This is a genomic window from Syntrophorhabdaceae bacterium (genome assembly GCA_035541755.1).
In the GTDB taxonomy this organism is placed as follows: Bacteria; Desulfobacterota; Syntrophorhabdia; order Syntrophorhabdales; family Syntrophorhabdaceae; genus PNOF01.
Genome location: DATKMQ010000088.1, coordinates 1 through 18,972 on the forward strand (window position 1 = coordinate 1; position 18,972 = coordinate 18,972).

The following is an 18,972-nucleotide window of genomic DNA, read 5'->3' on the forward strand; positions in this document are numbered from 1 at the left end:
GCGTGCTCAGTTCGTTGAGAAAACGTCCCACGAAGAGGTTGTGCTTCAGGGGATCGACAGGGGTAATACCGAGGACATAAGCAACGACAGAGCTTGCCGCCGATCCTCTCCCCTGCGCGGAGATGCCCATTCTCTTCGCGTATTCGACGATGTCCCAGACAACCAGGAAATATCCCGAAAGCCCCTTGTCTTCAATAAGGGTTATTTCGTGGTCAATTCTTTCGAGTATATCATTCGTGAGCACGCCATATCTGCCTGCGGCTTTCTGTATGGCAAGCTTCCTCAAAAACCCCGTTGCCGTTTCTCCTGCCGGCAGGGGATATAAGGGATAGGAAGAGGAAGAAAAATTGAGATCAAAGGTGCAACGCCTCGCAATCTCTCCGGTCCTCGTTATTGCCTCATGAGGAAGCCAGGGAAGCTTGATCATATCATCATATGCCTTGAGATAATATTCCGAGTTCAGACGGCGAAACTGCCCGGAGCGGTCAAGGGGCACCCTGTTCTTTATACAGGCGAGTACGTCATGAAGTATGTGTCTGTCCCGTGTGGCGTAGTGGACATTGTTTGTGGCCACCATATCAAGGCCAAGCCTTTTCGTAAGTTCTATAAGCTGCAGGGACAGGTGTTTGTCGTCCGGGATAAGGTGGTTCTCGATCTCTATAAAAAAATTGTCCCGCCCAAAAATGGCCTCATATTTCTTGCCTGCCTCATACGCCTTTTCCTTCTCGTCCTTTAAGAGAAGACAGGCGATTTCTCCCTTTCTGCAACCCGACAGGCAGATGAGGCCGTCGGTATTGCCGGATAGCTCCGAGAGCGCCAGCACAGGGTTCGCTTTTGAACCCGCGAGATGCGCTTTTGAGATGAGTCGGGACAGATTGCTGTAACCTTTGTGGTTCTCGACAAGGAGGGTAAGGTGGAACCCCTCCTTAAGGGTGAGCTCGGCGCCGATGATGGGTTTTATGCCTGCCTTCCGAGCGGCCTTATAGAATGCGCTGGCGTTATAGAGCCCATCGTGATCGGTGATGGCGAGCGCGGGCATGCCGAGAGAGGCAGCCCGATGAATAAGCTCTTCTGTTCGGGATGCGCCATCGAGGAAAGAAAAGTTTGAGTGGGTGTGGAGCTCGATATAGAGGGTATTACTGGGGCTCGTCATCCGCCCCCTCCACCAGCAAAGCCCCAACCGGCAAAACTTGCACCTGCGAGCGGGTCAAGGCTGTCTCTATGCGGTCCAGTTTTGCCTATACCATTTATCGTGTAAGAGATCATGGAACACAGTGACCCTGCTGCCGCCGTCAAGCTCCAGCACATAATAGATGCGACAAGCCGGTTCGGACCACCAGCCATCGTCTATCCGCCAGAGGTCTGCAATCTCCCGTATCTTCCGAATCTTTTTTTTAAAATTTACCCGTACAGGCAGACCGTCTGTTGTGTAAACATCGATGGGCTCCGGATCGAAAGGGGAAGATCTCATGGATCGACAAACATAAACTTGTCATCAGGGAGAAGGGCGCCGACATCGTTTCTTACCACACGCGCGACCGGCATGGAGCCGTATTTTGTTTTCAGAAAGCCGCTCACATCAGCCATGCTCTTCGAGAGTCCGGACCGTATCCGGAAGAGCCTTTCCTGTTTCCCGTTGCAAGGCACAAGCGAAGAGGCGCGGATGCTCATGATCCGTATGGGGCTCGGCAGGTCAACCTCTTCAAGCCCCGCCATGATCCTTCTTAAAATATCTTCCTTATGCGCTGTGGGCGCGTGCATGAAAAACTGTTTTTCAAGAAAACTTTTGTTTTCAAGATCGAAAACGAGTTTGACGGCGCGACAGGCCTTGCCGAGATCTTCAAGCTCCAGACAGAGTTTTTCGAGAAGGGTGAGGAGTGCTATCTTGATTTGATCCCTTGAATAGACGGGCCCTTCGCAAACCATCTCCTCGTCGATATCGGTAATGGCGAAGACGCAGGGGATCCTGTCCTGTTCTTCAACGCCGTTCGTGATTTCCCAGAGGGCTTTTCCCGTGGCGCCGAACTGGGACGTAAGAGCAGAAAGCGTGAAGACGCCTATCTGTCCCAGGGAGTCAAGGCCAAGCAAATGAAGCCTCTCCCGCACATCCTTTGAAACGGGCAGACGGCAGGCGCTTATGGGAGAGAGGAATTCCCTTTCTGTACCTGTCCTGACCACCGATACATCGTTTAAGGCGCAAAGGGCCGCCTCGCGCGCCACGAACCGTGAGTTTCCCACACCCACTTTAGCTTTCAGATGAAACCGGTCGTGGATGAGTCGGGCCAGAGCAAGGGCAACCAGTTCCTCACTCTTATACATGCCAGGCAGCCGGGTGATATCGAGAAAGGCCGTTCCCGGCTCGTGCGCTTCCACGCGAAGGGTTATCTCCGCGACCGAGGAAAGGATATTTTCCCAGGTGGATGCATACTCCCTTCTTTTTACAAAAACAGGTATGGCATCGAAACAGAGATGATATACGTCTTTGAGCGGCATTGACGACGATACGCCTCGTTCGACAAGCTCTTCCGAACAATCAAGAACGAATCCTCTTTCTTCGGGCATGGCCACGATAACAACCGGTTTTTGTCTGAGATGGGGATTGCTGAGACATTCTGCTTGAAGATAAAAATGGGGGATATGAACGCAGGCTACTCTCATATGGGTATAATAGTACATATGTTCTAATATGGCAAGATATTTTTTGTCATATTTCGGTTAGGCAATTATATACTTAAGAAACCCAAAATTGGTTGACAAAGTAGAACATATGTTCTATAATACCCGATTTTGGAAGTAATGGCTTTACATCACCAAAGGAGGGGGATAGAATTGAATAAACATGAAAATCAGTTATTACCTTGGGTCGAGAACCCATATAAACTTTGGAGTCTGGAGGAAATACTGAAGATTGGCGCAGAAAGATACATATCGCTTGGAAAAATTTTAAGAAAAGTAGAGTTAGAACTGGAGGCTTTGGCAGGGGCACATGAGCCATTGACCGGGGAGAAGCTAATCCTATTGAGGGCTCTCATGTTCGGATTGAAAACGGAATGTCACGGATTGTTTTTGAGTCCACTTGCAGTCACGGTTCAAAACAATATTGCAAGATTGGGAAAAGTAACATCTGCCGATCCTAAGTATGAGGGCGGAGTCCTGGCGACCCTAACAGACGCTATCAACGAAGAAATGAAAACGCAGCTGTTCTTATACATACAACCACATAAAGCAAAATATTATGAACGAACCAACAATAGTTTTGTAGAGAAGTTTCCAGAAAGGTTCCCTAAGGCATACAAAGAATTGTGGCAGGCTGGAAATTGTTTTGCCATAGATCAATATAGTGCGTGTGTTTTCCATTGCATGAGAGCCGCTGAAATAGGGTTAAGAAGTCTTGCCGTTCATCTAAAAGTCAAACCACCGAAGGACACAACTTACGCTCAATGGGGAGACTTGATTGGGGCGATACAACGTGAAGTAGATAGATTGAGGTCTGGTGGAAATGTTAAACAAACCAAGGCGATAAAAGAAAAAATAACATTTTGTTCTGATGCTCTTTCTCACTTTAGAAATCTGAAAGATGCTTACAGAAACCACGTTGCCCATGTGAGAACCGATTACACAGAGTCTCATCGGCTTCAATCGTTCCCTTGAATGGTTCTCCTGGCTTCTGATCCATGGCATATCTGATACGATGAAACATGAACCATGCGGTTTTGTATGTGACCCCTAACATTCTGTGTAATTGATGAGCGCTCATGCCCTTCTTAGAAGAACAGAGAAGATATGTAGCAAGCAACCACTTATTCAATGGTATATGGCTACGCTCAAAAACAGTACCAACCGTAACGCTGAACTGTTTCTGACAATCGCTACACTTCCACAGACCCCTTCTATGTTCCGTTCCGTGCAGGGAATAGTGTCTCTTGTTGCTTCCGCAGTGAGGACATGCTGGGCCTTCGGGCCAACGGAGTTTTTCAAGATATTCTCTCGCTTTATCCTCGTCTGTGAAATATGGGGTATCAAAACCTATTGTGTCCATGTCGATCTCCTTATACAAGAAGTATAGTACAAATGTTCTGGTTTGTCAAGTATATAATGACGTTCGGTTATACCGAATATTTTACTTGATTTATCATTAAAATGTAGTACACTTGTTCTATAGGTTTTCTATGCCGCGGACCACGCATACGAGAGAAACCATCCTTGATTTTATAAAAACCTTCAGGCAAGAGAACGGCTACGCCCCCTCCGTGCGTGAAGTGGCCGACCACTGCGGCATTCGGAGCCCTTCGGTTGTTCAGTATCACTTAAACCACCTCGAACAGGCCGGGCTTATCAGAAAGAGCAAGGACACTTCCCGGAGCGTGGACATCGTAGGTGAGATCAGAGAAGCCGCGCTCGTCCCCCTTCTCGGGGTCATCGCAGCGGGCCAGCCCATCTGGGTCCCTCCGGCGGAGAAAAGAAGCGCAGAGGCACAGAGGATGATCGCCATCCCCAGTGAGGTAGCGCGGGGGAAAAAGGAGCTCTACGCGCTTAAGGTGCGGGGTAACTCCATGGTGGATGCCATGATAGCCGACGGCGATGTTGTGGTCATGGAAGAGGCAGGCGATGTGAAGAGCGGCGATGTGGTGGCCTGCTGGCTCGAAAAGGAACAGGAAGTGACGCTCAAGAAGATTTATTTTGAGGACGAAAGAATCCGGCTGCAGCCGTGTAACCCGTACATGGTCCCCATGTATCACGACCCGGAGAATGTCCAGGTCCAGGGCCGGGTTGTGGCGGTCCTCCGCATGGACCTTTAGAACCGGGATATGTGCACGCCTTGAAACAGGAAATGAGAGAACAACTCAATGAGAAGCAGTATGAGGCGGTGACCACCGTTGACGGCCCCATGCTCGTTATAGCCGGCGCTGGAAGCGGCAAGACACGGGTCATAGAGTTCCGCGTCCTGCACCTTGTCGAGACCGGCATTGAGCCGGCTTCGATTCTCCTGCTCACCTTCACGAGGCGGAGCGCCCAGGAGATGATATCGCGGGCCGCTGGTCATGATCCGCGATGCCAGGGGGTTGAGGGCGGCACATTCCATTCTTTTGCCAACAAGATGCTCCGGAAATATAGCGGTTTCTTCGGGCTTCCCAACACGTTTACAATCTACGACGAGGCCGACGCGGAAGAGGCCATTCACCGCTGCGCTGTGAAACTCGGATTCTACGACAGACAGAAGAGGCGCCCGAGAAAGGACATGTTGCGGGCGATTCTCAGTATGTCCCTCAACAAGGAGATGCCTGTAGAGGCGGTCCTTAAGAAATATTACGAGCCCTTCGTTGAGTTTGCCGATGAGATCAAAGAGCTCAGAAAAAAATACACGGAATATAAGATCGCGTCCCAATGCCTCGATTATGACGACCTCCTTTTGTATTTTAAACTCCTGCTCGAAAATGAGGATATCCGTTCCCGCATCGCCGCAAAATACCGCTACATCATGATAGACGAGTTTCAGGACACGAATACCATGCAGGGCGAAATCGCTTATTATCTGGCCGCGCCGCACGGCAACATCCTGGTTGTGGGCGATGACGCCCAGTCTATCTATGCGTTCAGAGGCGCATCCCACGAGAACATCATGCAGTTTCCCGAGAGGTTTCCTCTCTCAAGGATCATCAAGCTGGAAGATAACTACAGGAGCAACCAGGCCATTCTCGATGCGGCAAACGCGGTGCTCGACAATATGGCCCACAAGTACGAGAAATGCCTGCGAGCCGCAAGCAAGGAGGTTGGGGAGAAACCGGAACTTATCTTCTTTAAGGATGCCTTCGACGAGGCGGCGTGGGTCACCGGCCGGATAAAGCAGTTTTACGAACAGGGCATGGAGTTGTCGCATCAATGCGTTCTGTTCCGCTCGGCCTACATAACTATACCGCTGCAGGCGGAACTCGCGAAAAGGAACATACCCTTTGCGGTGCAGGGAGGGCTCAAATTCTACGAGACCGCTCACGTGAAAGACCTGATCGCGCACCTCAAACTATTTGTCAACCCCAAGGATGAGCTTGCCTGGAGCCGTGTGCTCTTACTCGTGAGCGGGGTGGGCTTAAAGACTGCGGAGAAGCTTCTCGAAGAGATGGCGCCGTGCGTTAGCCTTGAGGCGATCTGCGAGAACGTCATCGGTAAATTTTCCGGCCCGCAAAAATCGGCTTCCGGATTATCCACCCTAGGGCGCCTGCTCACGACCACCGCGAGAGATCCGGCTACACTCTGCGAGGCAGTGATCAGATACTATGAGCCGATCTTGAGAGAGAAGTTCGACCTTGACTGGCATTTAAGAAAGAACGACCTCGACGCGCTCGCGCAGATATCAGGGAGATACACGTCCGTCAGGGACTTTCTCGTTGACCTTGCCATAGAGCCGCCGGAGCGCGGGGTAAAAGATTTTCATGACACGGTCTGGGAGAGACCGCTTATCCTCTCCACCATTCATTCAGCAAAGGGTCTGGAGTGGCGCAACGTCTTCCTCATCGGGGCGCTCGACGGGGTGTTGCCTTCGAGCTACACGACCCACGACGACGAAGAACTCGAGGAAGAGCGCAGGCTCCTCTACGTTGCAATTACAAGAGCGCGCGAAAAACTCTACATCCTCGCCCACCATGAGGGGCGCAATAACGGCATCCATACCTTTAACAGGCTTTCCCGTTTTGTGGAAGCGCCAAACGTGAGGGCATGCCTTAATGAAAAGCGCGCATCCGCCGCCGGCATATTCGATGAAACGGATGACCGGGTAACACAGCGCTACAGTGCAGAAGGCTTGCTTGCGAAAGTGCTCGATTCGATGAAATAAGCGACATGGAAGCGATGGCGGTGCGCCGCGTTGGCCCTTGCTTTCAAATAGGCTTTGAGTAGGGCGCGCCTCTCACACGAATATTCCGCGCGACAAAACGTTACATAATTTAAGCGGCTGGTGTGCCCCGGCGCCTGAACGTGGGGCCTCATTTAGACGCGGTTGAGAACCGGGACTTAAGCGCCGTTTTGATGGCGAGCTCAAGTCCCGGTTTTACTTATCGAAGCTCTCAGTAATCGTATACGAGCGGTACCTTTCTCGCCTTCTCCTGGGCTTTCCAGTAGTCGATCCGTTCTTTTATGAAAGCGAACCACGAATCGACCTCCCGTTTGGAATAGCCCTTATCCGTGAGGTCCTTTGTGAAGTCGCCGATCACCGGCTGTGATGCCTTGACCCATCTTTCCGATTCTGCGTCGGAGATGTAAATGATCTGGCCCCCCTGGCTTTTCAGAAACTGACCGCCCTCTATCTCCAGCTCGTTCCAGGTAACGGCCCACTTTTCTCTGAACTCATTGGATGTTTCCTGGAAGATGTTCTTGATGTCGTCGGGCAGGGCGTTCCACTTGGATTTATTCATGACAACATAGAAGGTGTATGAACTGCCGATTTTCCAGCACGCGGTGACATATTTGATGACCTCGCCGGTTTGAAAACCCTTGAGTTGCTCCATGGGACCGAGGTTGCCATCGATGACGTTTCGTTTAAGCGACTCATAAAGGTCTACCATCTCTACGGGAATTGGATTGGCCCCGAGCGCCTTGACGAGATCGCCGATTCGTCCGGTACCCCTTATCTTCATGGCTTTGAGCTCTTCGAGGGTCCTCACGGGTTTGTTTAAGGTCTGGACCACCGCAGGAGGCGATACGCTGAACATCAGAGGCTGGTACTCATTCCATTCTTTGGGTTTGAACTTGTTGTAGAAATCATTTGCAACGTGCGTGCTCACATACGCGCTCGGCGAGCCGATAGGCAGTTCCATAATCTCCATGACCGGAAAACGACCGCGCGAATATCCGCAGTGGGACATTCCGATATCGGCAATCCCCGTACTCACGCCCACAGCGATCTTCGGGGCCGTGAGGAGCGTGCCGCCGGGGTAGTAGGATATTTCTACTCTTCCTCCGGTACGCTTTTTTATCTCGTCACAGAACTGCTGGCCGAGAACTGTGTTCTTATGAACAATAGGAAAATAGTTGGCGAACTTGAGTTTGATCGTATCAGCAGCAGAGGCCGTCGAGGCAATGACAGCGGCGACAAACATCGCCAGAAACACTAGTGTAAATAGTTTGTTTCTTTTCATGTTACCTCCTTTGTGTGCCAAACAATCGCGTATTATGAACCAAGCTTCCTTGTGATATCATCCTTGAGCACTTTCTTGTCCCTCTTTCCCACTTTCGTTAGCGGTATGGCATCTATAATTTCGAGACGTTCCGGCAGCTGAAGCACGGATGCGCCTATGCTCCTTAAGTAGGTGACAAGCTCCTGAAAAGAAAGTCCCGTGCCCTCTTTCAGTGTGACGTACGCACAGATGCGCTCGCCCATTTGCTTATCCGGCATGCCGATAACGGCTGCATCTGTCACGCACGGATGGGAGCAGATCAGTCGCTCTATCGCTACGGCGCTGATTGTCTCGCCACCCCTAAGTATTGTCTCTTTTATCCTGCCGGTGATCGTCATGGTTCCCGATGCATCGATCTTTGCCAGGTCGCCGGTCTTGAAGAAGCCGTCAGCGGTAAAGGTATTCAGGTTATCCTCGTGAGATTTGAAGTAACCGGAGAAAATAGTGGGTCCTTTGGCCACAAGCTCCCCTTCGCGGCCGGGCGGCACCTCCTGCCCGTACTGGTCGAGCACTTTGTACTGGGAGTAAGGACAGTCCTTCTGCCCCACGGTCGTGCAGATTGTATCCAGATCGGCGTTAAGTCGCGTCATGGAGCCCAATCCTTCGGAAGCGCCGAGTGTGTTCACGAACTTGCAGCCTATCTTTTCATAGACGCTTCTCACTAGCTCCGGCGTGCTCGGGGCACCTCCGGAGTAAATCTTTTTCAGTGAGGAAAGATCGTAGTCCCCGAGGTTATCAAGACTTACCATCTTTTGAATGAGCGCGGGCACAGTGGGAAAGGCGGTGACCTTTTCCCGCCCGATGACCCTGCAGATCTCTTCGGCATCGGTCGAATCAGTTATCACATATTTGCAGAAGTTCAGAAAAGCGCTGCCCACGCCGTTATGCATGCCCTGGGCATGGCTCACCGGCGCTGCTGTGAGAATGGTATCCAGGCTTGTGATCTCCCATGCTCTTGAATGGTATTCAACGCTCGCGATGTAGTCGTTGTGGGTCCTGGGTACCGCCTTGGGAAGCCCGGTCGTGCCTCCGGTGAGAAGTATGATTGATACCTCCATGGGGTCGGGGCGCCGCTCATCGAGCGCCTGGAATTCTGCAGCGGTCGGCTCGCGGGATAATGTCACCGATTCAAGCGGGGTGAAGAATGTGTCATCATGGCCCCTCACGGACAAAAGGTGCGCGAGGCTCTTATTCTGCTCTGCCACTTTTTTGAGCATTGGCATGTACCCAGTATTCTTGTACACGTCGGGGCCAATCCATGCCACGGGCTCTGTGAGTGATGCGATGTGCAGGACCTCGGCGAGGCCGTGCCTCGAGATAAGAAGAACCGGGATGGCCCCGATCTTCTGAAGGGCATAGAAGGCGAGGATATATTCGTGCCAGTTTGGGATTTGAAGGAGCACAAATGCGCGCTTTTCGATCCCTAACGCCATGAAGCCAACGGCCAGGCGGTCAACTTTTGAGCGAAGCTCCCGACAGGTAAAACGATGGGTATCGTCGACAAGGCATTCTTTGTCCGGATAGAGGTCCGTTGCTTTGTTGAACATATCTCCCCAGGTGATGCCTAACCACCATCGGTGCTTGTTGTACTCTTCTGCATCCTCGGGTCTGTAAGGCTCAAATCCTTGCACGGGCATGGCGCACCTCGTAAATACGTTCTTTAGAATACGAATAGATCGAGACCGCCCATCATATTCATGATCGCACCGGTCATGTAGGCGGCGCTGTCCGAGACGACATACGCTACGGCGTCCGCTATTTCCTGGGGAGTGGCCGCACGCTTGAAAGCGGTTCTATTCTCAACGGCCAAACGCACCGGTTCCGGAAGCATGTCATGCTGGTCTGTTGCCGATATACCTATGAGCACGCAGTTTGCCGTGATATTGTATCGTGCTCCTTCCAGGGCGGCAGACTTGGCAAGGGCAATGAGGCCCGCTTTAGCGGCCCCGTAGCTCGACTGTCCCGCTCCTCCCATCACGCCCGCCACGGATGTTACGTTGACGATGCGGCCAAACTTATTTGCGCACATATCCTCCCAGGCCTGTTTGATGCAGTAAAAGGCTGAGTTGAGACAGAGTTTGATCTCATAATCCCATTCTTCGGTGGTCGTCTTTCTGATGCTCACGTTGTGTCCCATCTGGGCAGCGTTGTTCACAAGGATGTTTACGGGACCCAACTCCGCCTTTATTTGAGCGAAAGCCCGGGCCACCTCTTGCGGTGCACTCGCGTCCATTTGAACGGCCATGGACTTACGCCCCATCGCCTTTATCTCATTGACAACAGAAAGGGCTCCCTCCATGTGCTTAAAGCCGGTTACGACCACGTCGGCTCCATCGCGCGCCAGTGCAAGCGCGGCGTATTTCCCGATACCTTTAGGCATGGAAGCGCCGGTAACGAGTGCCAGTTTTCCCTGTAATGACATGCATGCCTCCTCTACGTTTATTGTGTAACCCTTTGGATCGTGCTAATCAGACCCCAGAAGCCGCGAGAGCTCGCTCGCGGATTTGGCTACAACGGGGCCAAACCGATGGGCCTCCTTGCTTGAGAAAAGCACAAAGATCTCTATATATCCGATGGGTATCCTTCTTGCGTCGAGCACTGGCGCGGCCACGACGTTGAGTCCCTGGCTCGCCTGGCCTAAATCCTCCGCAAATCCAACACTGCGACATTTTTCAAGGTCGTCATTTAAACGCTCTCTATCGAATTTCGCAGGGTCTCCGTAGAAGCGATTATCGCCCTCCTGGAGAAGGCCATCCAGGTCCTCGTGAAGCAGATGCGCGGCTATCGCTTTTCCGTGTGCGCCGTAGGTAAGCGGCAGACGATGCCCTATGCGCATGGTAAGACCGATATTACCCTCACCTTCGTGCTTTGCCGCCACGAACACCTGACTGCCCGCAATAAGCCCGAGGATAGCGGTGCTGCCGGTTTTTTTAGCGAGGTCCTTGAGTATAGGCTCCGCCAGGCGGGCCGGACTCATGTCGTCGAGCACTTTTCGGGAAAGGGAGATGAGCGCAGGACCTAAGGCGTAGCCCTGTCCATCGCAGTTTCGCTGCACGAGTCCGAATGTCTGCAACGTTTCGAGAATAGCGAAGGCCCTGCTCTTGTGCAGACCGGCCTTTGCGCAAATCTCGTTGAGGCTCAAATGAGACGATTGCGTATCGGCGAGCGTGAACAGGACACGGGATGATTGTTCTACTGCCGGTACCTTATAGCGGGTTCTTGGATTTTTCTTTGCATCGAACATCTTAGGTTCTCCTCTGAGAACTAAGGTTCTCCACAGTACATATCATTGAGGATATGAGAAGTCAAGGAAAAAGGAGGATCATTGGTTCTTAGGCTGCTTCAGATGCTGGGGAAGGTAAGTAATGCCGGAGGCGGGCCTTAAACCGGCACAGTGCCAAGCACCACCGGATTTTGAGTTATATCACCAGAACCTATCGTCCTTTCCATTCTTTGATTTTTCTTTATGTTTGTAAGGTCTTGGACGTTCCCCGATCATTAACGCTTTCCCGCTCTTTCCTCACATTTCTAGGTAGATACTATACAAAAACTATACAATGATCTGGGGCAACACAAGCTCAGTGGCATTTCACTCTCTTGATCAGTTCTTCCAGTTTCCTGGCTTGGCCGCTGTCTAATTGCCTTAACTTTGATATCAATTTGATCGCTTGGGTGCAATCACCGTCAGATATCGACAGGACGGCGAAGTCATGTAGAGTATCCTTGTCATCCGGCTTGATTGATAGAGCCATTGAGTATGCCTTCTTGGCGTTATCGTATTGCCCAACATCTTCGTAAGCTGTTCCTAATACGTATAAATACTCATCGTTCTTGCGATCTATTAGGACCGCCTTTTCGTAATTGCTGACTTCCAAGTCGTATTCACCTTTTTCGTAATAAACGCCCCCGAGGCCTTCATAGGCATCAGCGTATTTGTTGTCTATGGATAGGGCCTTCTGATAGAACTCTATGGCCTTGTTCCAATTTCTTTTCGCCTCTTCCAGTTGGGCTTGAGCGTAATAATAATCTGCACTTCCTTCCGTCAGTCTCTTGTCCGAGCCGCTAAAGGCCTCTTTAATAAGATTTATGGGAATTGCGAAATTAAGATTCTGCGCCGTGTTGTTTTCATCTCGTAACGATGCGGATGTTATTCCGATGGTTTTCCCATTCGTGTCAAACAGACCTCCCCCGCTGCTGCCTGGAGAGATGGGAGCGGTGAACTGAATCAATTTGACACCAGATAGCTGACGAGCAGGATTCGCTATGACCCCCTCAGATACCGAGTTCTCCTGACCCAAAGGGCACCCTATCGCTATCACCTTTTGACCGCTCAAAAGGGCATCCGAATCCCCCAGGCCTTTGACGTAAGGAGTTTCTGTAGCATCGAACTGTAAAAGGGCGAGATCGGATTTCCTGTCCAACCCCATAAGGCCCTTCAGACGATAATAAGCTCCTGATGGTAGCTTAGCCACGGTTTTGCTAATATCCGATCCTTGTACAACATGATAATTAGTTACCAGACGCCCCGCTGCGCTAACGAATATTCCACTACCCTGAGCCAACGGGTTTCCGTCCTTGTCATATACCAGTATGGTAGCGGTTGCCTTTCGATTAACTGAGATGTTGTGCTTGTAAGCTTCGCTGTTATAGACCTCAATGGCAACGGCAACAATGATTGCAAGCACGAAGGCTATGAGAATCTCTTTCGAGAAATGTCGAACAAGCTTTAGGAATCCCCCGATCTTTTCGTTGAGAAATGACCATCGTTCCTTACCATTAGACATCTTGAATTTTATTATATAACATCTAGCTTTTGAACTAAACCCCAAAGTTGTCATGAAAGGAGGAAAGGGACAGCGAGGGGAGAAATCCCTTTCTATTGTGGAGAAACTAACTTTAGAGGTGGTAAAATAGTTGAGAGTAAGTCACTGCTATCAATTTCTTCGCAGAAAGGACACACATGGTAAATGCATTAAGTACTCTAGATAGGGCACTCAATGAGAGACCAAGTATACAAAAACTATACAGTGAAGATGTGGTTTGAGGGGCTAGTATGTGGGGTGCTCCCCCTAAGGCATTGAAAACATTAATGCCGGAGGGGGGGCTTGAACCCCCATGGTACCAAGTACCACCGGATTTTGAGTCCGGCGCGTCTGCCAATTCCACCACTCCGGCATGCCTAATATTAAAGGGTTTGCACGTCATTTGTCAACCATTCTCTACCCCGACTGTAGCAGAATTGTAACACAAATCCAGGGTCTCTATGCTCGCTCTGAGGCTTTCAGGATAGTGGTGCGCGTATCGTGCGGTCATTGCAAGCGTTTTATGCCCAAGCAGTTCTTTCACCTTATAAAGATCGACGCCTCTTTGTACAAGTCGTGTAGCAAAACTATGACGAAGATCGTGAAACGTGAAGTCGTCAATTTCTGCTTTGCTTAGAGCCTTGTCATAAGCAGCCCGCAGGCTTCTCACCGCGACGGGGAATATCTTCCCGGAAATATCTCGAACTTTGACCTTTCTCAGCACATCTTGGACCAGATTGGACATAGGAATTGTTCTCTTCTCGCCGTTCTTAGATCGCACCACTGTAACGGTTTTTCTTGAAAAGTCTACGTCCTGCCATCTGAGATTAAGGATCTCTCCTCTTCTCATGCCGGTATGAAGCGCAACAACAAGAAGTGTTCTCAACCAACGGGGATTTTCTGCACAGTCGAGTAATTTCTGTTCTTCCTCTTCTGTAAGCCAGCGGGACCGCGCATTCTTGTTTCCTACCGAGAATGAAAGCTTGTTTACAGGGTTATCCTTTACCCATTCCCATTCCTTTATAGCGATATTGAACATTCGCCGGAGCAGAGCAAGTTCCTGGTACACAGTTGCTGGTTTCACTTCTTCCAGCCTTTGTCTTCTGTACTCTGCAATCAGTTTTGTGCTGATTTGGAAAAGGGTCTGGTTGTTGAAGAACCGCGAGAGCGCCTTGATTGAGATGGGATCTCGTGAATGCCGGTGTTCCGCAAGGTACTTCGAAGTCATCTCCTGGAATGTAGTTGCTTTTGCCCGAGTTGACGTAAAATACCTACCCTCTATCATGTCCGTCATGATCTTGGCATATAGTTTCTCCGCAAGCTTTCTATTGTCGGTCTTCAAAGATTCTTGAACCCTCCTGCCTTGATACTGAATACTAAACCAAAACGTTTTATCTCTCTTATATAGCCCCATGTTATGTTTTACCTCCTCCTGGAGCTTCTGGTCTGGACAGGAGGATTATACCACGATCCCCTTTCCTTGCAACTGGATATCCATTGCATTATTTCGGCCTCGTCAAAGCGTAACAGGCCATTGACCTTGAAATAGGGGATAATGCTTTGTTCCGCCCAGGCATAAATCGTTGATGGCTTTGCTTGAAGCATTTCAGCAACCTGTTTACAGGTAAGGATTTTCATGAACTCAATCCAGCCACACTTGCTTTCTTAGTTAACGGTAAAATTGCCGTCTTTTCCGCCATTTCCATTTTTCCACCTCCCATTTTTTCCAAAAGTTCTGACTTTGTGCGCCCTTGGCTGTCGTATTGACAAAACCTCCAGGAAGGACCCGCGGTTATGAAGATGAGACAGTAAGGGTAACCTGGTAACCTTTTCCAGGTGGGATCCATAAGGGGTATTTTTCTTTCAACTATCACACCTCTCTCTTTCAGTTTGTTGTGCGGATGGGGTATGGGTAAATACGGCGTTACCGAGGTTACCTGGGTTACCAGGGTTAACAAACCTTTGATTGTTAGGACTCTACAGGGTAACGTCCTCAGGGAGCAGGCCGTTCCGGATGTGTTACCGGGGTTACCAGACGTGCTGTTTTTCCTTCCTGCAGGTGTGGCTGACAGGGTATTCCCGATCCTGATCCCGCTATTCATCGTTCGCCGCTGCCTCCAACGGACACTCGAAGGGATCGTTGCTCCCGCCTCTTTTGAGTTTCAACACTCTCTTGACTACTCCCTGCATCTTGACGGGGATCGTATGCTTGCCTTCTTTGGTTTCGATGATGCCTCTTTTCTCGAGCACCGCATAGAGCGTGGTACGGGAGAAGGGAATGCGTCCCCCTTCCGGTCTCAGATACGTCTCCACCAGATGCCATGCTGGCCGAGGCAGCAGATAGTAATAACCCTCATCGTAGTATCCGATGAGTTCCCCCGATTCTCCTCCCTTGCACTCTTTGTATCCGGAGTCTTTGCCATCGAGCCGGGCTTTTCCCTGGGTAAGGAGTGAGTCAATCACCCCGAAGAAGAGTTGAACGGGATCGTCCTGCTCTATGCGTTCTGCTTGTTTATGGGCTATTCTACGGAAGGCGTCCCGGCCGACCTCCCGGGCGATGCCGGCTTCGTTTTTACTTAACGCCCCTTTCTCCACAACCCACTCGAGGATCGTATCGAGGGTAAACTGCAGATACGCCATCTGCTCGCTCATCTTCCGGTGACCGTTACGGATCTCATTCCCTGAACGAAGCTCAGAGAACTTTGCGGGAAACGATCCTTTGAGCCGCTCGAAGTTATCGCGGACCCAGAGGATGTAGCTCGCCATGGCGTGGGGCAGCAGCTTTCTTTGTTCCTGGAGGCGCGTCAGTCTCTCCACGTCGATCGCGCCATCACCAAATTCTACGACCATGACCCGAGCGAGCGTGCTCTGCAGTTGCACGAGTTCCTCCCCGGTAATGAGGAGCATACCCCGGGGTACATACTTGCCTTTGTCCGTTGCATCCGGGTTGAGCCTCTCCCTGCCGGTCCTGTTGCTGCATGCCCTGATTAACCGCTGGGCGATGGCCTCTTTGGCCGAAGCTTCTTTCTGCTGCGCCGAGGGATGGTAGTCATCGAGGATATAGAGGGTATCCTTTAAGACGAAGGCCCGCTTCTCTATCTGATTGGCCGTGCTGTCAAAGTTAGAGAGGTTACTGATCGAGAAGTCTCCGAAGTGGGAGAGTAAAAGGGTGGCAACCGTGCTTTTAAACGATCCGGTCTCACCGTAGAAGTATGCCGAGAAGTTGGGGATGGGCTCAAGGATACTCGTCAACGGCGCCAAAAAGGTATAGACATATCCCGGATAGGTGACATCCGGTTTTCCGATATGGAGAAAAGAGAGGCTTACTCTGATCGCTTCCGTCTCATACTCCACGGTACGGGGGAGACAATACCTACCCATCTCAAGAAACTCGCCAGGCAAATCCACATCGATACCCTCACCGCCTATTGCCCCGTTTGCCATGAGATAGTACCGGCTCCCTTTGACCTCCCTCCAGCCGGTATGCGTATAGACGATACGTCTCGCATATCCTCTGTGCTTTGAGTACTGCTGGATGAAGTGGCGCAGATAGTCCTTGGTATTCTGTCCGGGCTCGATGATCGCTTCCGTGCCCCAGTTATTCATGACCCAGTTAAGAGTGTTAAACTGCGGAGCCGGTATCCTCACCTTCGGGAACTCCTTCTCCTTGTTTCTTCCCTCAATGACAAAGCGCATGGCCGTCTCCTGGCCGTTGTCTTCGAATACCTCTTCGCTGATCCATGCGGTGAAGTTTGCAAGACTCTGGTAGGTATATCCCCCGTCACGCTCGCGGCGGTGTCTTCTCACCCCTCCCTCGTCATCCATGGAATAAGGATCGAGATCACTTTTATTCCTCATCTCGTTCTGCCTCATACGGATCACGTCCCCCATCACGTCCCGGGGCTTAACGTTTAACTTCCGGGCAACGAGATTGACGAGAGTTTTCTCGGTCACTCCTGATACACCGGATAAGGCCTTGTAGAGGGCCTTCATGATCTGTCCGCGGTGGTCGCGCAAGAGAAAGCCTTCTATATCCTTGGCCTGACTCTCTATATCGGCAAGGGTGTCCTCTGGCCTATCATGACTAGCAAGGAGGTCGTCTATGCCTTTTGCCCCCTGCCATACCGAGAACCGGATGAGGGCTCCCAGCGCATAGAGCTTAAAGGCGAACTCATAGAGCGCCTCTCTCACTGAGGGGTTTACCCACCAGTCGGCATCAAACGCGAGGTATACGGTCCTTCCGGCCCATCTGAACACTTGAAGCTCCCTCCAGAGATATGTGCTCTCGGTCTCTTCGCTCTTCTTACCTGCCCGAAAGAGCCAGACACCCGGGAAGGATATGCTGGGCCTGCCGTGCTCAATGAGCTTTAAGGCCTTCTTTTCTCCCTCGGTTATCCAGAGGGGTTTATTCGTCTTCTCCCGAACCGCCCAGACTTGAGGAAGGATGTAGGGGATAGCCGGGGTGTCTTTGGGGTGTAAGTATTTGACCGGTTCGTTATCCGCTCTTCTATAGAGGGTCGGAGAAGGTTTATATCGGTAGAGGGTAATCTCGCCTTTCTCGTTGAAGTAGGGGAATTCGGTTAAGCGGCTCACCTGCATGAGGCTCATACCCTCAAAGTGCGTCTGGCCCAGGCGCTCCTTTAGCGTCTTTGCACTGCCGGAGAATATCCTGACCTGAGCTTCTTCAAGTGTTGCCGGAGAGAGTCCGGAGGCGATCATATCGTTAAGCGCAAGTAACGCCTGACCGTCTGTCCTGCCGTTTAAGAAATATGCGTAGGCTTCTTCGGTCTTCTTGTTACTTGGCATGTGTGTACCCGGCCTTGCGTCTTAAAAGCATCTCGGCACGGAGCCTCTTGATGGTGTCCGCATACTCGATGGCGCAGAGTGCTCTCCCTGCGTTGTATGCACCCATGGTCTTATAGAGCGCATCGGATACGGGGAAACAGAAAAAGGTTTTATCGTTTCTTACCGTATAGGAGGGCTCTACTTTGAGGATCATGACGATTGCTGATGATAGGTAAAGGTCGGGGGTTTCAAAAACGTTTTCGGTTTGCATAATCGTTTCCTCTCGTTTCGGTTTCATGGCTATTCGTATCCGCTGCCAGCCAATGCCGTTATTGTGTGTACAACAGTAGTCTAATGATAAATCGTGGAATTGAAACGAACTTATGAGGATCGCATTTTCTCGGCCATAGTTCCTAAATTTTCCAATTGGAAAATACGAAAATAAAGTTGAGTTTTACGACCTGTGATGGCGCATGAGAGAGCCGAGTTTGAGCATGAAGACTTTGCGTTCGCCTTCGACGAACCGGACCGTGCCCGGGGACGGGGGAGGATCGCTGTGCAGTAGGATGTCATAAAGACAGCTTGCCGGGTCGGGGTGAAAGGGCAAGGGATTGCCAATCTTGATCCCCTCATCGCGGAGCAGAGAAACGGTCTCTTTGAATTGAGAGAGAATATCCTCGCGTCTTATTCCTGAATAGCGTTTGCCTATGGCCCTGAGTGTCATTGCACCCGGTCGAGCGGGGCTTTGTTCCATAAAACAATCTCCGATTTCTTTAAAATGTGGCCTCACTCTTTTCTTCGGAATTCCGTAAAGACGTTCATCATGATCCATACGATCGGCTTCATAATGCATTATATCGTTTACGAGGACATATAAAAGGAGGTTGAACGGAAAGGATCTCAGATTGCTGACGCCCTTGCGCTTATGAAGGTTGAAGAGTTTGTCAACATTTGTCTCCTCGTTGAGAACGTCTGTGAACCTTACCGTTGCACCTTTACTGAGCCACTGATCATCCTCCAGCTTTTTGAGTGCGTTTTTGATCTGTATTAATTCTTTGTATGGAAGGGTGACGGAGAACCTTCCCAGTATCTCCTCGGTTGTTCTATAGAGCCAGAAAGCGCATTGTATATTCTCAAGGGGGATTATTCGGGACAGCGCATGAGTGGCCGGGCCCTCCTTAAAGCCCCCGGGTATAGACGGATTGCCTTTCCTTTCC

Annotated in this window: 15 protein-coding genes, 1 tRNA gene and 1 pseudogene; 3 read left to right on the plus strand and 14 right to left on the minus strand. The window is 50.8% G+C overall.

Annotated elements, in window-relative coordinates:
- Both VMT62_08495 and VMT62_08500 read right to left on the minus strand, forming a co-directional pair.
- Window positions 1-1,153, minus strand: a 1,153-nt coding sequence (locus VMT62_08495; protein HVN96454.1) for a PHP domain-containing protein, incomplete at its 3' end; no start/stop codon positions are given.
- A 314-nt stretch (window positions 1,154-1,467) separates the two neighbouring features.
- Window positions 1,468-2,676, minus strand: coding sequence for a hypothetical protein (locus VMT62_08500; protein HVN96455.1), 1,209 nt, complete (start codon window positions 2,674-2,676; stop codon window positions 1,468-1,470).
- 153 nt (window positions 2,677-2,829) lie between these two features.
- On the opposite strand from VMT62_08500, the gene VMT62_08505 reads away from it, so the two are divergent.
- Window positions 2,830-3,651, plus strand: a complete 822-nt coding sequence (locus VMT62_08505; protein HVN96456.1) for a hypothetical protein — start codon at window positions 2,830-2,832, stop codon at window positions 3,649-3,651.
- Between the two features lie 22 nt (window positions 3,652-3,673).
- Here VMT62_08505 and VMT62_08510 read toward each other — a convergent pair.
- A pseudogene (locus tag VMT62_08510) lies at window positions 3,674-4,039 on the minus strand (IS1595 family transposase).
- Between the two features lie 130 nt (window positions 4,040-4,169).
- Between VMT62_08510 and lexA the strand changes: the two are divergent.
- Together lexA and VMT62_08520 are read left to right on the plus strand one after the other, a co-directional pair.
- Window positions 4,170-4,799 carry a transcriptional repressor LexA gene (gene lexA, locus VMT62_08515; protein ID HVN96457.1) on the plus strand — a complete coding sequence of 210 codons (630 nt, stop codon included), beginning with the start codon at window positions 4,170-4,172 and terminating at the stop codon, window positions 4,797-4,799.
- A gap of 32 nt (window positions 4,800-4,831) precedes the next feature.
- The gene (locus VMT62_08520; protein ID HVN96458.1) at window positions 4,832-6,829 is read left to right on the plus strand and encodes an ATP-dependent helicase; all 1,998 of its coding nucleotides are present in this window, start codon (window positions 4,832-4,834) and stop codon (window positions 6,827-6,829) included.
- Between the two features lie 229 nt (window positions 6,830-7,058).
- On the opposite strand, the gene VMT62_08525 is transcribed toward VMT62_08520, so the two are convergent.
- The 11 genes from VMT62_08525 to VMT62_08575 form a co-directional block, all read right to left on the minus strand.
- Window positions 7,059-8,129 (minus strand): TRAP transporter substrate-binding protein, encoded by a 1,071-nt coding sequence (locus VMT62_08525; GenBank protein ID HVN96459.1) that lies wholly within the window; start codon window positions 8,127-8,129, stop codon window positions 7,059-7,061.
- A 32-nt stretch (window positions 8,130-8,161) separates the two neighbouring features.
- Window positions 8,162-9,805: an AMP-binding protein gene (locus VMT62_08530; protein HVN96460.1), complete on the minus strand. Its 1,644-nt coding sequence runs from the start codon at window positions 9,803-9,805 to the stop codon at window positions 8,162-8,164.
- A 23-nt stretch (window positions 9,806-9,828) separates the two neighbouring features.
- Window positions 9,829-10,590 carry an SDR family oxidoreductase gene (locus tag VMT62_08535; GenBank protein HVN96461.1) on the minus strand — a complete coding sequence of 254 codons (762 nt, stop codon included), beginning with the start codon at window positions 10,588-10,590 and terminating at the stop codon, window positions 9,829-9,831.
- Between the two features lie 42 nt (window positions 10,591-10,632).
- On the minus strand, window positions 10,633-11,412 hold the full coding sequence (locus tag VMT62_08540) for an IclR family transcriptional regulator (GenBank protein ID HVN96462.1): 780 nt from the start codon (window positions 11,410-11,412) through the stop codon (window positions 10,633-10,635).
- A 334-nt stretch (window positions 11,413-11,746) separates the two neighbouring features.
- A complete protein-coding gene (locus tag VMT62_08545) occupies window positions 11,747-12,997 on the minus strand; it encodes a trypsin-like peptidase domain-containing protein (protein HVN96463.1) in 1,251 nt (416 codons plus the stop codon).
- 261 nt (window positions 12,998-13,258) lie between these two features.
- Window positions 13,259-13,343: transfer RNA gene (locus tag VMT62_08550), tRNA-Leu, on the minus strand.
- Window positions 13,344-13,376: 33 nt separating this feature from the next.
- Window positions 13,377-14,312, minus strand: a complete 936-nt coding sequence (locus tag VMT62_08555; protein ID HVN96464.1) for a site-specific integrase — start codon at window positions 14,310-14,312, stop codon at window positions 13,377-13,379.
- A 292-nt stretch (window positions 14,313-14,604) separates the two neighbouring features.
- Window positions 14,605-15,072 (minus strand): hypothetical protein, encoded by a 468-nt coding sequence (locus VMT62_08560; GenBank protein ID HVN96465.1) that lies wholly within the window; start codon window positions 15,070-15,072, stop codon window positions 14,605-14,607.
- A complete protein-coding gene (locus tag VMT62_08565; GenBank protein HVN96466.1) occupies window positions 15,065-17,776 on the minus strand; it encodes a DUF3854 domain-containing protein in 2,712 nt (903 codons plus the stop codon). The genes VMT62_08560 and VMT62_08565 overlap by 8 nt, the downstream gene beginning before the upstream one ends.
- Window positions 17,766-18,053, minus strand: coding sequence for a hypothetical protein (locus tag VMT62_08570; protein HVN96467.1), 288 nt, complete (start codon window positions 18,051-18,053; stop codon window positions 17,766-17,768). The genes VMT62_08565 and VMT62_08570 overlap by 11 nt, the downstream gene beginning before the upstream one ends.
- 156 nt (window positions 18,054-18,209) lie before the next feature.
- A partial coding sequence (locus VMT62_08575; protein HVN96468.1) for a hypothetical protein occupies window positions 18,210-18,972 on the minus strand: 763 nt, incomplete at its 5' end.

Coding starts and splice junctions, on each gene's coding strand:
- VMT62_08570 (HVN96467.1), bottom strand. CDS start 18,053: ATGAAACCGAAACGAGAGGAAACGATTATGCAAACCGAAAACGTTTTT.
- VMT62_08530 (HVN96460.1), bottom strand. CDS start 9,805: ATGCCCGTGCAAGGATTTGAGCCTTACAGACCCGAGGATGCAGAAGAG.
- lexA (HVN96457.1), top strand. CDS start 4,170: ATGCCGCGGACCACGCATACGAGAGAAACCATCCTTGATTTTATAAAA.
- VMT62_08565 (HVN96466.1), bottom strand. CDS start 17,776: ATGCCAAGTAACAAGAAGACCGAAGAAGCCTACGCATATTTCTTAAAC.
- VMT62_08525 (HVN96459.1), bottom strand. CDS start 8,129: ATGAAAAGAAACAAACTATTTACACTAGTGTTTCTGGCGATGTTTGTC.
- VMT62_08535 (HVN96461.1), bottom strand. CDS start 10,590: ATGTCATTACAGGGAAAACTGGCACTCGTTACCGGCGCTTCCATGCCT.
- VMT62_08540 (HVN96462.1), bottom strand. CDS start 11,412: ATGTTCGATGCAAAGAAAAATCCAAGAACCCGCTATAAGGTACCGGCA.
- VMT62_08500 (HVN96455.1), bottom strand. CDS start 2,676: ATGTACTATTATACCCATATGAGAGTAGCCTGCGTTCATATCCCCCAT.
- VMT62_08520 (HVN96458.1), top strand. CDS start 4,832: ATGAGAGAACAACTCAATGAGAAGCAGTATGAGGCGGTGACCACCGTT.
- VMT62_08560 (HVN96465.1), bottom strand. CDS start 15,072: ATGAATAGCGGGATCAGGATCGGGAATACCCTGTCAGCCACACCTGCA.